The 14,985-nt window shown below is 73.7% G+C and carries 14 protein-coding genes; 11 read left to right on the plus strand and 3 right to left on the minus strand.

What is annotated here, in order from left to right:
* Positions 1-80: 80 nt before the first annotated feature.
* Both AC559T_RS02440 and AC559T_RS02445 read left to right on the plus strand, forming a co-directional pair.
* Complete coding sequence (locus AC559T_RS02440) at positions 81-2,240, plus strand: primary-amine oxidase (RefSeq protein ID WP_243657655.1); 2,160 nt, start codon at positions 81-83, stop codon at positions 2,238-2,240.
* A 96-nt stretch (positions 2,241-2,336) separates the two neighbouring features.
* Entirely contained in the window at positions 2,337-2,693 is a 357-nt protein-coding gene (locus AC559T_RS02445; RefSeq protein ID WP_020464623.1) for a hypothetical protein, read from the plus strand.
* Between the two features lie 63 nt (positions 2,694-2,756).
* Here AC559T_RS02445 and AC559T_RS02450 read toward each other — a convergent pair whose 3' ends face one another.
* Positions 2,757-3,083, minus strand: coding sequence for a type II toxin-antitoxin system VapB family antitoxin (locus tag AC559T_RS02450; RefSeq protein WP_071064952.1), 327 nt, complete (start codon positions 3,081-3,083; stop codon positions 2,757-2,759).
* 222 nt (positions 3,084-3,305) lie between these two features.
* Here AC559T_RS02450 and AC559T_RS02455 point away from each other — a divergent pair, with 222 nt between their 5' ends.
* The 9 genes from AC559T_RS02455 (at position 3,306) to AC559T_RS02495 (ending at position 13,578) form a co-directional block, all read left to right on the plus strand.
* On the plus strand, positions 3,306-4,349 hold the full coding sequence (locus tag AC559T_RS02455; protein ID WP_112107780.1) for a DUF2470 domain-containing protein: 1,044 nt from the start codon (positions 3,306-3,308) through the stop codon (positions 4,347-4,349).
* Positions 4,350-4,841: 492 nt separating this feature from the next.
* The gene (locus AC559T_RS02460) at positions 4,842-5,387 is read left to right on the plus strand and encodes a hypothetical protein (RefSeq protein ID WP_071064954.1); all 546 of its coding nucleotides are present in this window, start codon (positions 4,842-4,844) and stop codon (positions 5,385-5,387) included.
* A 53-nt stretch (positions 5,388-5,440) separates the two neighbouring features.
* A complete protein-coding gene (locus AC559T_RS02465; RefSeq protein WP_020464627.1) occupies positions 5,441-6,043 on the plus strand; it encodes an OmpA family protein in 603 nt (200 codons plus the stop codon).
* Between the two features lie 76 nt (positions 6,044-6,119).
* Entirely contained in the window at positions 6,120-7,157 is a 1,038-nt protein-coding gene (locus tag AC559T_RS02470; protein WP_112109030.1) for a metal ABC transporter substrate-binding protein, read from the plus strand.
* A gap of 28 nt (positions 7,158-7,185) precedes the next feature.
* Entirely contained in the window at positions 7,186-8,190 is a 1,005-nt protein-coding gene (locus AC559T_RS02475) for a metal ABC transporter ATP-binding protein (RefSeq protein ID WP_498867598.1), read from the plus strand.
* A gap of 7 nt (positions 8,191-8,197) precedes the next feature.
* On the plus strand, positions 8,198-9,112 hold the full coding sequence (locus AC559T_RS02480; protein ID WP_498867599.1) for a metal ABC transporter permease: 915 nt from the start codon (positions 8,198-8,200) through the stop codon (positions 9,110-9,112).
* Positions 9,112-10,035 carry a metal ABC transporter permease gene (locus tag AC559T_RS02485; RefSeq protein WP_498867600.1) on the plus strand — a complete coding sequence of 308 codons (924 nt, stop codon included), beginning with the start codon at positions 9,112-9,114 and terminating at the stop codon, positions 10,033-10,035. Before AC559T_RS02480 ends, AC559T_RS02485 begins: the two co-directional genes overlap by 1 nt.
* Positions 10,036-10,097: 62 nt before the next feature.
* The gene (locus AC559T_RS02490; protein WP_112105245.1) at positions 10,098-11,312 is read left to right on the plus strand and encodes a pyridoxal phosphate-dependent aminotransferase; all 1,215 of its coding nucleotides are present in this window, start codon (positions 10,098-10,100) and stop codon (positions 11,310-11,312) included.
* Positions 11,313-11,646: 334 nt separating this feature from the next.
* Positions 11,647-13,578: an ArnT family glycosyltransferase gene (locus AC559T_RS02495; protein WP_498867628.1), complete on the plus strand. Its 1,932-nt coding sequence runs from the start codon at positions 11,647-11,649 to the stop codon at positions 13,576-13,578.
* 55 nt (positions 13,579-13,633) lie between these two features.
* On the opposite strand, the gene AC559T_RS02500 is transcribed toward AC559T_RS02495, so the two are convergent.
* Both AC559T_RS02500 and AC559T_RS02505 read right to left on the minus strand, forming a co-directional pair.
* Positions 13,634-14,335 (minus strand): hypothetical protein, encoded by a 702-nt coding sequence (locus AC559T_RS02500; protein WP_112105244.1) that lies wholly within the window; start codon positions 14,333-14,335, stop codon positions 13,634-13,636.
* A 234-nt stretch (positions 14,336-14,569) separates the two neighbouring features.
* Complete coding sequence (locus AC559T_RS02505) at positions 14,570-14,971, minus strand: SCO5389 family protein (RefSeq protein WP_020464637.1); 402 nt, start codon at positions 14,969-14,971, stop codon at positions 14,570-14,572.
* Between the last annotated feature and the right edge of the window lie 14 nt (positions 14,972-14,985).

Genomic DNA, 14,985 nt, shown 5'->3' on the forward strand with positions numbered 1-14,985 from the left:
GCGTTCGGCGACCTCTACTTTTGGGTGGCCCAGTCCCTTGCGTGCCGGGTCACGCACCCGAGATGTTGGTGGAGGTCGCCATGACGGTCAGTGCGTCCCCGGAGCCCGGGACGATCCCGGCGCGACCGGCGCATCCCCTCGAACCGCTGTCCGCCGCCGAGATCGGCCGGGCCACCGCGATCCTGCGGGCGAGCGAGAAGCTCGGGCCGGAGTTTCGTTTCGTTTCCGTCGAACTGAACGAGCCACCAAAAGCCGCCATGGTGTCGCGCGAGGCCGAGCGGGACGTCGGCGAGGAGCTGGCCGCGCCGGACCGGCAGGCGTTCTGCGTCCTGCACGAGCGCGGGGCGCGGCTGACCCACGAGGCCGTCGTGTCGCTGTCCGCCGGGACGGTGGTGGAGATGTACGCGGTCCCCGGCGTGCAGGCGGCGATGATGATGGAGGAGTTCCTGGCCTGCGAGGACGTCGTCCGTGCCGACCCGGACTGGCAGGCGGCGATGCGCAGGCGCGGGGTCACCGACTTCTCCCTCGCGATGATCGACCCGTGGTCCGCGGGCTACACCGGGCGTGAGGACGACCCTGCCCGGCGGCGCATCGCGCGCCCGGTGACGTTCGTCCGCTCCGGGCCCGGCGAGAACGGCTACGCCCGGCCCGCGGAGGGACTGCAGGTCGTCGTCGACCTCGAGGCGATGGCCGTCATCGACGTGACCGACCACGGCCAGGGCCCGGACGGCCCCGTGCCGCTGCCGCCGCGCCCCGGCAACTACGCACCGGCGCTGATGACGGCCGCCCCGGAGAACGTCCCCGCGTTCGACCGGCTGCGCGACGACCTGCGCCCGATCGAGGTCACCCAACCGCGCGGCGCCAGCTTCACCGTGGACGGGTACGCCGTCCGCTGGCAGAAATGGGACCTGCGCATCGGTTTCACCCCGCGCGAGGGCCTCATCCTGCACCAGGTCGCGTACACCGACCGGGGCCGGCGGCGGCCGATCCTGCAGCGCGCGTCGGTGTCGGAGATGTTCGTCCCGTACGGCGACCCGGCGCCGACGCACCGGGTGAAGAACGTCTTCGACATGGGCGAGTACGGGGTCGGGGTGATGGCCAACTCGCTGCGGCTCGGCTGCGACTGCCTCGGTGACATCCGGTACTTCGACGCCGTGGTGAACGACTCCGACGGTAACCCGGTGGCGATCCCGAACGCGGTGTGCCTGCACGAGGAGGACACCGGCATCGCCTGGAAGCACACCGACTTCCGGACCGGCCAGGTCGAGGTTCGCCGCATGCGCCGGCTGGTGATCTCGATGATCTGCACGGTCGGGAACTACGAGTACGGCTTCTTCTGGTACCTCTACCTGGACGGCTCGATCGAGTTCGAGGTGAAGCTGACCGGGGTGATCTCGACCGGGGCGGTGCGGCCGGGCGAGTCGCCGTCGCACGGGGTGCTCGTGGCGCCCGGCCTGTACGGGCCGCATCACCAGCACTTCTTCAACGTGCGCCTGGACCTGGAGCTCGACGGCGGCCCGAACTCGGTGCACGAGATCGACTCGGTGCCCGACCCGATCGGCCCGGACAACCCGACGGGCGTCGCCTGGCGGACCCAGGACACGCTGCTGGACTCGGAGCGCCACGCCCAGCGCAGGGTCGACCCGTCCGTCGCGCGGTTCTGGCGGATCACCAACCCGCGCGTCGAGGGCCCGCTCGGCCGCCCGGTGGCCTACCGGCTCGTCCCGGGGCACACGGCGCCGTTGCTGGCGCATCCCGACTCGCACCAGGCGGCGCGCGGGCGGTTCGCGTCCCGCAACCTGTGGGTGACCGCGCACGACGAGCGGGAGCGGTACGCCGCCGGCCGCTACCCGAACCAGAACGCGGGCAACGAGGGCCTGCCGCAGTACGCGGCCGCGGACCGGCCGGTCGCCGACACCGACATCGTCGTCTGGTACAGCTTCGGGGCGCACCACGTCGTGCGCCCGGAGGACTGGCCGGTGATGCCGGTCAGCCGGATCGGCTTCGAGCTGCGCCCGGACGGCTTCTTCGACGGCAACCCGGCCCTCGACCTGCCCCCGGCCGAGCACCTCGCCGGGCACGCATCCGGGCACCTCGCCGGGCAGGCTGCCGACCCCACTGCCGGGCACGCGGCCGGTTGCGCCGGCGGGCAGCCGGGAGACCACACAGCAGACAACGCGGGTGGCAGCTCGGACGAGCACGTCGGTGGGGCCGCGGACGGGCCCGGTCGTGCTGTTTAGCCGGGGCGTCGGCGGGCGGGCGCGCACGCGACACGCCCCGGCCGGAAGGGACGGCTTGCCCCGGAACGGGGGTAGCTGCCCTAGGCTCCCGGAGTTGTGAGTCCCGTTCTCGCCACGAACCGGGCCGGGAACCTCGTCCGTGCTCTGATCACGATCGCCCTGCTGGCCCTGATCATGCGTACGGCCTACCTGCTCTGGGTCTTCCACACGCCGGCCTGGACGTCACGCCCCCACGACATCCACTACTGCGGTGGATGGTACGAGCGCCAGGAGACTGCGGATGTCTCCGGGGCCCAGGCACGCAAGCTCGCCGGCGGGCGGCTCAAGCAGGTCATGCGCTCCCCCGTGCTTCGGCCCATCGCGGCCTACCGGCCGGGGTCGGCGTGCCCGCGCTACGTCTTCGCCAAGGTCGGCGAGGACACCTACGTGACCTACGAGATCACCAACGACTGAGCCGGGCCCGCACCGCCGCCGCCAGGCCCCGGACCTGGAGCGCGGGAAGCGCCCGGCCCGGCGTCACTGGTGGCTGAGCCTGCCCACCGGCCGTGCCGCGGTGTGCACGTGCACCCGGGCGTGGATGGACGTCCGCTGCGCCAGCGCCGCGCGCACGGCGCGGTGCAGGCCGTCCTCCAGGTAGAGCGCCCCACCCCACTCCACGACGTGGGGGAACAGGTCGCCGTAGAACGTCGAGTCCTCGTCCAGCAGGACGTCGAGCGCCAGCACCCGTTTCGTCGTGATGAGCTGGTCGAGCCGCACCTGCCGCGGCGGGATGGCGGCCCAGTCCCGCTGGCCAAGACCATGATCGGGGTACGGGCGACCGTCACCGACCAACTTGAAGATCACCGGCACCTCCTTCTCGAGGGGCGAGACACTGCCCGACCACGACAGCCTAGAATCCTCCGCCCGCGAACCGGATCGCGGTGCCCTTCCGGGACCGCGTTGCGCGGACATTGGGAATCGCGACCAGTGTTGATCTGAGACAGGGGACCACAACCGGACGAAAGGCTTGACCATCGGGCTCTCGACGACTTAAGTAAGCCTTACCTGATGACAGGAGGAGGCCCGGTGACGAGTCCAAGCTCGGACGTCGACATGCCCGTGCTGGCTGAGCAGGCGAGGACCATCCTCGCCGGCGGCCGCTGCGCGCTGCTCACGCTGCCCTGCGCCCACGTTCGGGGCTGGGTCGGACTCATCGACGACGGCGGCGAGCCCCTGCTGCTCGTGGGCGCCGACAGCCCGCCCGCGCGGTGCGCGGACTCCGGCCGCCGCGCACGCGTCGACGTGCCCGGCCACAACGGGGAGCGCCTGGTCCTCGCGGGGGTGCTGGCCTCGGCGGCGGAGACCGCCGACGAGCTCGTCCAACGCCTGGGCAACCTGGGGCGCAGCATCACGGTGACCTCCGGCGACATCTCCGATCTGCGTGTCCTCTCCGTGGCCGTGGACGAGGTGCTCATCTGCCTGCCCGGCCGCGCCGAAGCCCCGGCCGGCGCCACCCGGGCACCGGTCGCCGACCGGACAGTCGCCGACCGGACAGCCGCCGGCTCCGTGCCGGTCGCGACCGAGCTCGCGGCAGGCACCGAAGCCGCACACGCCGAGCTGGCCGCGGGCACGGAACTGGCTACCGGCACGGAAGCGGCGGGTGCCGAACTGGCGGCGGGCACGGAGGTCGTGGAGGCTCCGGCCCCGCGGCGGTCCCGGGTCACCCGCCGGGCGCGGGGCGCGCGGCGCGACGCGGCGGCACGCCCCGGCGGCCGCTGGTCGTCGCTCGGGCCGGCCCGCCGCGTCGAGCTCACCTCGTACGCCCTCGCCGAGCCCGACCTCGTGACGGCCTACGCCCCGGACCTGATCGAGCACCTCAACAAGGCCCACGCCGCCCAGATGCGCCAGCTCGCCGCGCGCGGCGTCACGGCGGCCGGAAGCATCTGCGCCGACGAGGTGATCGGCGCGTCGGTGACCTCGCTCGACCGGGCCGGCCTGGACATGTGGCGGATCGGCCCCGACGGCGCCGACGCCGTCCGGGTGCTGTTCCGGTCTCCGCTGGCCGAACCTCGCTCGCTCGGGCTCGAGCTGCGCCTGCTGCTGGAAGAGGCGGAGCACGGCACCGAATGAACCGCGCTGACGCACCGGAGCCGACCGCCGACGGGCCCCGCCGTACCGCCACCCGCGGCGTGGCGGACACCGTCGCGGGTCCGGCCCGGGCGGCCCGCGCTACGGCGGTCTCCGCCACCGCGGCCCCCGTGCCGGCAACATCCGGCCCGGCCACGGCAGGCGCCGACAGGGCGCGCGTTCTGTCGCCTTTCGACCCACGGGTGACGGATTGGGCCCGGGCGGTGTCCGTACCTGTCCCCAGGCCCGGCGGGCGGGGATCATAATCGGCATCGGACTCCCCTGACCCTCCCGCCCGGAGGTCCGATGCCGCACCTGCCCCCGCCCGCCTTGGCGCCGACGACCGTCCCAGCGACGGCCAGCCCGGTGACGGCCAGCCCGCGGACGACACCCGTCCCGGCGAGGCCGTCGGCCCCGGGGGCGCGTCCCACGTCGACCGCCCGGCCGGCCTCGATCCGTGGCTCTGGCGGCTACCGCGCGCGGAGTACATCCGCGTTGGTCGGCGGCCTGCTGGTTGCCTGCCTGGTCCTCCCGGGCTGTTCGGGCTCCGGCGACGATGAGGCACCCTCACCGGCCCCGGCGAGCGGCACAGCGGGCACGGGCCAGGGCGGCGCGGCCTCCCCGGAAGCCCCGCCCGCGGGAACGCCGACCGCGAGCCGCACCACCCGCTTCCAGGGAGCGGACGGGGACGTCGAGGTCGGCTTCGTCGGGCTGCGGGTCGACGGCCAACTCGCCCGCCTCGATCTGCTCTTCACGCCGCGCTACGCCAAGGACCCGGGCACCGGCATCACGCTCTACGACATGGCCGGCAGGCGCGACGCCGCTGTCACCCTGGTCGACTCCGTGAACCTGCGCCGCTACACAGTCGTGCGGGACTCCGCCGGAGTGGCGCTGGGCGCCGCCTCGGGAACCACCCGGACCCGCAACAACGTGCCCGTGACCGGCTCGTTCACCTTCGCCGCACCGCCCGCCGACGTGACCACCGTGGACGTCTACCTCAACGACCGGGTGATCGTCGACGACGCCGCGATCACGCGTTGAGCGCGCTCCCGCGGCCCCCCGCCGCGACAGCGACAGCGGCAGTGACGGCGCCGGTGACCGCGATCGCGGGCCGGGCCGCCCGGCTGGCTCTGGTCACCGCGGCGCTCTGGGTGCTCGCCGGGGCGGAGAGCCCGGGGGCCCTCGGCGCCACGAGCGCACCACCGCCCCCGGCCGATGTGCCCGCCGAGGAGATCACCCGTTCGGTGCGCCCGCTCGACGCCGCCGGCTCGGTCCTCACCATCGACCCGGCGGACTCCGTGCTCCCGCTGGTCACCGAGGAACGGTCCGGCGACCGGGTCACCGTCACGATCAGCGCGGACGTCCTGTTCGCCTTCGACTCCGACGATCTGACCGAGGCCGCGCGCACGGAGATCGCCACGCTCGCGGGCCGGGTCGGCCCTGCCACCAGGACGGTCACGGTTCTCGGCCACACCGACAGCCTCGGCACCCCGGCCTACAACGTGATCCTCTCGCAGCGCCGGGCCAACGCGGTCGCGGATCTGCTCCGCCCAGCCGTACCGAGCGGCACGCGCGTCTCGGCTACGGGCCGCGGCGGAGCCGACCCCGTCGCGCCGAACACCCGGCCCGACGGGTCCGACGACGCCGCCGGGCGCGCGCTGAACAGGCGGGTCCAGATCAGCTTCCTGGCCAGCTGACCTCCGCGGGCGCCATCCGTCTGGACCACGCCGGTTCGATTTGACATCTGCATCGACAACCGTTTTCATTTTCCTCATGTCGCCCCTGCCCCTCCGGCCCGCCGCCGGACACCCGTCGGACCAGGCCTCGCGCCCCCGGTCGCTGCCGGTGGCGCGTCCCGCCGCCGCTCTGCTCACCGCGGCTGCGCTCGCCGCCGCGCTGGCGGCCTGCGGCGGCTCGGGTGGGGGCTCCGGCGGCGCGGGCGGCTCGGCGCCACGGGTGGTCGCGACGACCACCTACGCGGCGGATTTCGCCCGCGCCATCGGCGGTGACGGCATCGAGGTCAGGCAGATCCTGCGGCCGGGCGTCGATCCGCATGACTACGAGCCTTCGCCGGCCGATCTCGAGGCGATCGGCTCCGCGGACGTCCTGATCGAGAACGGTGTCGACCTGGAGAGCTGGCTCGACGACGCGATCTCGGCCAGCGGCTTCGACGGCGTCGAGGTCGTGATGGCCGACGGGGTCACCGTCCGGAATGAGCCCGGAGGGGGCACGGACCACGCCGACGAGGGTGCGCATGAGGACGAGCACGCCGGGGGCGACCCGCACATCTGGCACGACCCGCGCAACGCGAAGATCATGGTCACGAACGTCGAGAAGGGGCTCACGGCGGCCGATCCGGAGAGCTCCGCCACGTACCGCGCCAACCTAGCCGGCTACACGACCAGGCTGGACGAGCTCGACCGGGAGAACCAGCAGAAGATCGACACCATCCCGGCGGACCGGCGCAAGCTGGTCACCAACCACGACTCGTTCGGCTACTACGTGGACCGGTACGGCCTGGAGTTCGTCGGGTCGATCATCCCGAGCTTCGACACGTCCGCCGAGCTCTCCGGCCGGGCGATCGACGACATCGTCAGCCGGATCAGGGCGTCCCGCGTCGTGGCGGTGTTCTCCGAGTCATCCCTGCCGCCGCGGACGGCGCAGACCATCGGCCGCGAGGCGGGCGTCCGCGTCGTCGCCGGCGAGGGTGCCCTCTACGCCGACACGCTGGGCCCGGCGGGGTCTGATGGTGCCACCTACCTCGAAGCCGAACGGCACAACACGGATACCATCGTCAACGCCCTCCGGTGAGACAGGACCCACAGCCAGGATCTACAGGATGGACCGGTGGTCGATCATGACCGGTAACGCTCAGGCACCGTGCCTGACCGCGCCGGACGGGCCGGACGGAGCCCCGTCGCCCGTGGCGATACCGACGACCGCGGCGCCGGTGGCGGCAGTGGCGACAGCACTGGCGGCCGACGCGATCGCGCTCCCCGACCAGGTCGGCGCCGTGATCACGGATACGGCGATTCCGGGTGCAGCGATCCCGGGTACGGCCGCGGGCGAGAGCGGGGGCCAGGCCGGGGCCGCTCCCGCCGCACTGTCGCTGGAGCACGCGAGCATCGCCTACGGCAGGGTGCCGGTGCTACACGGCGTGCACGGCGTCCTCCACCCGGGCCGGACGCTGGCCCTCATCGGGCCCAACGGCGCGGGCAAGTCAACGCTGATCAAGGCCGTGCTCGGCCTGGTGCCCGTGGTCGACGGGCTGATCACGGTGCTCGGACGTCCCCCGGGCGCCGCCCGCCGGGAGGTCGCCTACGTGCCGCAGGCGGACACGCTCGACCCGGACTTCCCGATCTCGGTCGGTCAGGTCGTGCTGATGGGCCGCTACCGCGGGATCGGCTGGATCCGCCGGCCGGGCCGCGCCGACCGGGCGGCGGCGCAGGCCGCGCTGGAGGCCGTCGGGCTGGCCCACCGGGCCCGGGATCGCTTCGGCACGCTCTCCGGAGGGCAGCGCCAGCGGGTGCTGCTGGCCCGCGCCATCGCCGCCCAGCCCCGCCTGCTGCTGCTCGACGAGCCGTTCAACGGCGTGGACGTCGTCTCGCAGGACGCCCTGCTCGCCGCGCTCAGTACGCTGACCGCCGCCAGCACGGCCGTCGTCGTCTCCACCCACGACCTGGCCCTGGCGCAGCTCATCAGCGACGAGGTGTGCCTGCTGAGCGGCCGTCAGATCACGTTCGGGCCGCCCGCCGAGGCGCTCACCGCGGAGCCCCTGCGGGCCGCCTACGGCGGCGCCGCGTTGGAGATCGACGGCCGGGGCGTCGTCGTGACCCGCGTGTGACCGGGCCGTGAGCACGCCCGGCGATCTCCTGATCGCGCCGTTCGAGCGGCCGTTCATGTACCGGGCGCTGCTCGAGGTGCTGCTGCTCGGGACGCTGAGCGCCGTGGTCGGGGTCCTCGTCCTGCTGCGCCGGCTCGCCTTCCTCACCGACGCGCTCACCCACGCCGTCTTCCCGGGTGTCGTGATCGGTTTTCTGATCGCCGGCGACTCCGGCATCGTGCCGGGTGCGCTGCTCGTCGCCGTCGTGGCCGCCGCCGGGTTCACCGCGCTGGTCTCCACCCGGCGGGTCACCGAGGACGCGGCCATGGCGATGCTGCTCACCGGCTGTTTCGCCGTCGGTGTCGTGCTGGTCTCGCGCCGGGAGTCCTACACGTCGGATCTCACCGCGTTCCTCTTCGGACGTCTGCTGACCGTCGACTCCACCGACATCACCGTGACCGCGGTGACCGCCGCCGTGGCTCTCGCGGTGCTCGCGCTGATCCACAAGGAGCTGCTGCTGCGGGCGTTCGACCCGGAGGGGGCGCGCGCGGCCGGGTACCCGGTGTGGCTGCTGGACCTCGTCCTCAACCTGGTGATCGCGCTCGTCGTCGTCGCCGCCGTCCGCGCCGTCGGGACGGTGCTGGTCATTGCCCTGATCGTGATCCCGGCGGCGGCGGCCCGGCTGCTCAGCGACCGGCTGGTGGTCATCGTGCTGGCCTCGATCGGGCTCGGGGTCCTCGGCGGCTGGCTCGGCCTGGTCGCCAGCTACGAGGCGTCCGTGCGCCACGAGATCCGGCTCGCCGCCGGCGCGACGGTCGTCCTGGCGCTGGTCGTGATCTACGCGCTGGCTCTCCTCGTCGCCATGCTGCCGCGCCGGTCACGGGGCGCGCGTTCCCGCGAGCGCCGGCAGCGGCGGCCCGCCTCGTCACGCGGGGCGACCTGATGGCGCTGCTCGACTCGCTGGGCGACGGCTACACCCGGCGGGCCCTCCTCGAGGTGCTGATCGTCGGGACGCTGTGCGGCGCCGTCGGCGTGCACGTCGTGCTGCGCCGGCTCAGCTTCCTCACCATGGCGATGACCCACGCGACCTTCCCGGGCGTCGTGATCGCCTCCCTGATCGGGATGAACCTCGTCCTGGGCGCCGGGCTGTTCGGCGTGCTGCTGGTGAGCACGGTCGCCCTGCTCACCGGCACCTCGGGGCACTCGGCCGGCACCGGTCCGGGTGGCGCCGGCCCGGGTGGCGCGGGGCGGGCGGGCACCGGCGGGCGGGACGTGAGCACCGTGACCGGCGTCGTCCTCTCCGGCGGGTTCGCGCTCGGCGTCGCGCTGATGTCCGCCCGCGACGGGTCGAACCGTGATCTGAGCGCCTTCCTGGTGGGCTCCGTGCTGACAGTCCAGGAGAGCGATCTGGTCGTCAGCGGTGTGACGGCCGTCGTGGTGCTCGCCGCGCTCGTGGCGCTGCGCAAGGAGCTGCTGCTCGGGGCGTTCGACCCCACCGCGCTCACCGCGGCCGGGTACCCGTCCAGATGGCTCGGGCTCGTCCTGCTGCTGCTCGTGGAGGCCGCGGTTGTCACCTCGCTGCCCGCGGTGGGCACGATCATGGCCGTCGCGCTGGTCGTCGGGCCGGCCGCCACCGCCCGGCTGTGGTGCTCGCGCACGTCGACGATGACCGCGGTCTCGATCGCGGTGGCCGTGGTCTGCGGTGTGGTCGGGCTCGCCGTCAGCGAGCAGTGGGACGTCGCCGCCGGCGGGGCGATCGTGCTGACCCTCGCCACGGCCCTCGTTCTCTCCCTCGCCCTGGCGCCCCGGGGCGGGCTGTCCGGAGCGCCGGCGGCGCGGATCGCCGCGGCCACCCACCGCGGGTGAGCCCACGCCCACGGCGCACGGGGGCGGGAAATCCAGTCGACACGGCATCTACCCTGGGCACTATGGAGTTCGCCCAGTCCGACAAGCTCGCCGACGTCTGCTACGACGTCCGAGGTCCCATCCTCGACGAGGCGACCCGGCTGGAGGCCGCAGGCCAGCGCATCCTGAAGCTGAACATCGGCAACCCCGCCCCGTTCGGCTTCTCCGCGCCGCCTTCGGTGCTCGCCGCCGTGGTCGAGAACCTCGCGGCAGCACAGGGCTACAGCGACTCCAAGGGCCTGCTCCCCGCCCGTGAGGCCGTCGTGCGCTACACGGCCGGCAAGGGAATGACCAGCGTCACGCCCGACGACGTCTACCTCGGCAACGGCGTCTCCGAGCTGATCATGATGTCGCTGCAGGCGCTGCTGAACAACGGTGACGAGGTACTCCTCCCCGCCCCCGACTACCCGCTGTGGACGGCGGTGGTCAGCCTCACCGGCGGGCGGCCCGTGCACTACCTGTGCGACGAGTCCGCGGGCTGGAATCCCGACCTCGACGACATCATCCGCAAGATCACCCCACGTACCCGCGCCATCGTGATCATCAACCCGAACAACCCGACCGGGGCCGTCTACGACCGGCCGGTGCTCGAGGAGCTCATCGAGGTCGCCCGCCGGCACAACCTGATGCTGTTCTCCGACGAGATCTACGACCGCATCCTCTACGACGGCGCGGAGCACCACTCGCCCGCGGCGCTCGCCCCCGACCTGTTCTGCGTGACGTTCAACGGGCTGTCGAAGGCCTACCGGTTGGCGGGCTTCCGCTCCGGGTGGATGACCCTCTCCGGGCCCCGCCAGCACGCGTCGAGCTACATCGAGGGCCTGAACATCCTGGCGAACATGCGCCTGTGCGCGAACGTGCCCGGCCAGTTCGCGCTCCAGGCCGCGCTCGCCGAGGGCAGCGGCGCCGGCGATCTCGTCCTGCCCGGCGGCCGGCTGCTCGAGCAGCGCGACACGGTGGTGAAGCTGCTCAACGACATCCCCGGGGTGTCGTGTGTGCCCCCGCGCGGCGCGCTGTACGCGTTCCCCCGCATCGATCCCGAGGTCTACCCGATCGACGACGACGAGAGCTTCGTGCTCGACCTGCTGCGGGCCGAGCGGATCCTGCTGGTGCAGGGCACCGGGTTCAACTGGCCGCGGCCCGACCATGTCCGGCTGGTGACCCTGCCGTGCGTCGACGACCTGACCGACGCAGTCGGTCGGATCGACCGGTTCCTGACCGCCTACGCTCGGACCTGAGTGCCTCGTCCGGATTTGCCGGGCGGCGCCGCACAGGCGATGTCCACAAGGGACGGGTGTCCTGTGGACAGAACCTGTGGACAACCGGGTGGAGGACACGCGTGTGCTGGCCGAGCCGGCCGGTGGAACCGACCAGCCAGCCGGCCGAACCGCCCACGAGCTGGACATCCCGCCGCTCCGGGGCGGCGGCGTGACCCGCGGCGACGGAGCGGTTCAGGCCGACCCGGCGGTCCAGGCCAGCGGGGCGGTCCAGGCCGTCGCGGTGATCAGCGGCGGCGTGGCGGGGCCTGCGCCGGACACACGTGAAACAACCGGGTCGCGAGGCGCGGTGGACATGCTGGCGGTGGTCGTAGTCAGCCTGCTGGCGGTCGCGGTCCAGGCGGTGCTGTGGGAACGCTTCCGCCAGCCGCTCTGGTACGACGAGCTGTGGCGCCCGCACTTCGTCGCCGAGCCGCCGGGGACCTTCTGGTCGGAGCTGTCAGTGGCGAACACGCCGTCCGCGATCGGCTCGATGGGTCTGCTCCGGGTGTGCGGCGACGTGTTCGGGTGGCATGCCTGGGCCCTGCGGCTACCCTCCGCCGTTCCCCTCGTCGCGCTCGCCGCGGGCACCTGGCTCCTGGCCCGCCGGCTGACCGGACGCACAGCGGCGTTCACGGCGGCGCTGACGGTCACGCTCGGCGGCACCGTCGTGGACCTCGCGTCCCAGGTCAAGCCGTACACCCTCGACGCGACCTGCGCGCTGGCCGTGGTCATGCTCTGGATGCGCGCCGCTTCCACCACCCGCGCGCTGCTGTGGAGCCGGTTCGCCGTCGGCGTCCTCGCACTGTTCTCCCTGCCCGCGGTCTTCCTCATCGTCCCGCTGACCGTCGTGGACGTCGCCCGGCCGCTGCCCGGCCCCTATGGCTGGGCTGGCCGCCGCACGGCCGCCCGCCCAGCTGCTCGCAGGGCCTTCCGTCCGACCGTTCGCGCGGCCTTCCGTCCGACCGTTCGCGCGGCCGTTCGCGCCGCGCTGTGCGACGCCCCCGCCGCCGTGATCGCGGGGCTGCACGCGGCGCTGTTCGTGTTGCACCAGTCCGGCCAGCGGGCGAGCACGTTCTGGGACGACCACTTCCTGGCCGGGCGCGGACTGCCCGACGGGATCCGTTTCATCGCCGACCAGCTCGCGGCGACCGCGGCCGGCGCGCCCCCGGGCATCGACCGCTATGACCCGAACCTGGTTCACCCGCTGACCGACTCGTCCGACCCGGCAGTGATCGTGCTTGGCTGTGCCGTCGCGATCACGTTCCTGGCCGGAGTGGTCACGCTCGCCCGACGCCCGGATGGCCGGGTGCTGCTGGTCGCGACCGGCGGCGCCGAGCTGATGGTGCTGGCGGCGAGCGCCGGGCGGTACTGGCCGTTCGGCGCCGTGCGGACGAACGTCTTCCTCGTCCCGCTGCTCACCGTGGTCGCGGCCGCCGGAGCCGCCGCGCTGGCCCGCACAGCCCGCGTCGCGTGGGCGGGAGCCGGGGTCGCCGGCCGCCCCGGGGACGGTCCTTCCGGTGGCGATCCCGCCGGCGGTCGCGCGGCCGGCGGTCGCGCGGCCGGCTGGCGGCGCACGGCGGCGGGCCTGCTGGCAGCGGTGACGGCGGTGACCGTCCTCGCCGCGGCCGCGGTGCCCGCCGCCGCGGTCAGCGCCCTGCACCCACTGTGGGAGGAACGCGGCGACCGCCGTCCGATCGACCTGATGGTGGACGCGACCGTCACCGCCCGCCGGCTCCACCGGCCCGGCGACCTGGTCGTCGTAGGCGGCCGGCTCGCCCGCGCGGGTTGGCTGTACGGGATGGAGGTAAGCCAGGACGGCGCCTCCGACGACCGGACACCCGGCCAGGACGCAGCCGGCCAAAGTACGGCCGGCCAGGACGCACCCGCCGCGAACACAGCCGGGCAGGGCCCGACCCGTCAGGATGCGCCCGGTCAGGAACGTCCCGGCGGGCCGGGCGCGGATGTGGTGACCGGGCCGGTGGGACCACGGGTGCCGCGCTCCTCGACCGTGTTCCTGACCGCGATCGGAGATGGCGGCGTCGGGCGGGCACTCACCCGGCGCGCCCCGGGCCCGGAGGGGCGGGTGCTGCTGTTCGTCCTCGCCTACGACCGCCGGGGCACGGGCCACGCGCTCGACGAGGCACGGGCCGTGGGCTGGTGCCCCGCCTGGACACACGACTTCGAGCTCACCGGCACGCTGCGCGTCCTCACCCCGTGCGGGCACCGAGCCGACAACGCAGGCTGAGCACACCCACCGAGCCCCGACCCGCCCGGCCGGGCGGGTCCGCACGGCGGAGGTCTCACCCGGACGCGCTCGTGTCCTCCGGATCGCCGCTGCCGTCCGTCCCACCCGTGGCGTCTGTGTCGCCGGTACCGCCCGTGCCATCGGTGGCTGCCGACCCACCCGTGCCTCCCGAGCCGTCGGTGGCGGCCGGTGGGGTCGGCCCGGCATGGGCCATGGGAAGGCCGACGCGGGTGGCCAGCGCGTCCCAGTCGCGGTCGCCGTCGGCCAGCGCCGCCCGGACCTGTGCCTGTAGCTGCGCGGCGGGGATCTGCGTGCCGTCGAAGAGCTGGGCGCAGGTGCGCGCGGCAGCCTCGTAGTGCCCGGCGCCGCTGGTGAAGAGCCGCTGCGCCTCCTGGTCCGGCCCGGGTGTGAGCCCGCCCGCCTGCTGTCCCTCCGCCGCCAGTTGGATGCACAGTGGACGCAGTGAGGCGCCGTCCTGGGCGTCGAGGAAGGCGCGCGCGGACGCGACGCTGGTGGCGATACTGCCGCGCATCCCCTGGGTGGACGTGTACCAGGAGGCCAGCGGGCCCTGATCGACTTCTACTCCCACCGGCGTCGTCGCCGTGGAGCCCTCGTCGAAGCCCGATCCGGCGGTCAGGACGCACCCGACGACCAGCACGACCGCGCCGAGCACCGCGGCACCTGTCGCCGCCGGGGTCAGGGGCGGCTCGGCGATCCGCCACGACTCCCCCCGCAGCCAGGCCGGACGTCCTGCCACCCACCACCCCCGGATTGCCCGCCACCGTATTACCGCGAGCAAAGGGTACGGGACGGACATTCCGCCGCCTCAAATGACCTCAGTGCTGGTCACCGGGCCGACCTGAGGGCAACCGACAGCAGCGAGGGCACAACGCGACAAGACGGCCGGGCCGGCCGGGTGAGTTCCCGGGGCGGGCGCCCGCGAGGGGCCCCGGGGCGGGGCGAACGCCCGCGCCTGGCTTGGGAATGTGGCCTAGCAGTCGACGAATTCGGGCTGCTGGTTGAGTACCTGTGCCCGCGGTGAGACGAACGCCTGGTACTGCGCGCGCCCGACGGCCTCGGGGGCGAAGGCCGCGACCCGGTGGCAGTTCTGGAACGCCAGCGCGACACCGAAGTGCCGTTCGAGCGCCGACCGGATGGACGTGCTGGCCATCGCACGCAGCAGCTGCCCGCGCGCGGCCTCGTCCGGCGGGGGCACCTGGTTGTCGGCGAAATCCCGGCCCGCGGGGCCGGCGTCGGGCAGGGCCGTGACCAGCTCCTCGACCAGCCGGTAGGCGTACGGGAGCGAGGTGCGCACGCACGCGACGAAGTCCTCGTCGGTCATCCGGCCTTCGCCCGCGGCCTCGACCAGCTCGGGCGTGACGGTCAGTGACATCTGGAACCTCCAGG

The sequence above is a fragment of the Frankia sp. Hr75.2 genome (assembly GCF_949319125.1).
Classification (GTDB): domain Bacteria; phylum Actinomycetota; class Actinomycetes; order Frankiales; family Frankiaceae; genus Parafrankia; species Parafrankia soli.

What these genes read in the sequence shown, in the direction of transcription:
- AC559T_RS02440 (WP_243657655.1), top strand. Translation starts at nt 81, where the DNA reads ATGACGGTCAGTGCGTCCCCGGAGCCCGGGACGATCCCGGCGCGACCG.
- AC559T_RS02490 (WP_112105245.1), top strand. Translation starts at nt 10,098, where the DNA reads ATGGAGTTCGCCCAGTCCGACAAGCTCGCCGACGTCTGCTACGACGTC.
- AC559T_RS02505 (WP_020464637.1), bottom strand. Translation starts at nt 14,971, where the DNA reads ATGTCACTGACCGTCACGCCCGAGCTGGTCGAGGCCGCGGGCGAAGGC.
- AC559T_RS02485 (WP_498867600.1), top strand. Translation starts at nt 9,112, where the DNA reads ATGGCGCTGCTCGACTCGCTGGGCGACGGCTACACCCGGCGGGCCCTC.
- AC559T_RS02475 (WP_498867598.1), top strand. Translation starts at nt 7,186, where the DNA reads ATGGACCGGTGGTCGATCATGACCGGTAACGCTCAGGCACCGTGCCTG.
- AC559T_RS02495 (WP_498867628.1), top strand. Translation starts at nt 11,647, where the DNA reads ATGCTGGCGGTGGTCGTAGTCAGCCTGCTGGCGGTCGCGGTCCAGGCG.
- AC559T_RS02470 (WP_112109030.1), top strand. Translation starts at nt 6,120, where the DNA reads ATGTCGCCCCTGCCCCTCCGGCCCGCCGCCGGACACCCGTCGGACCAG.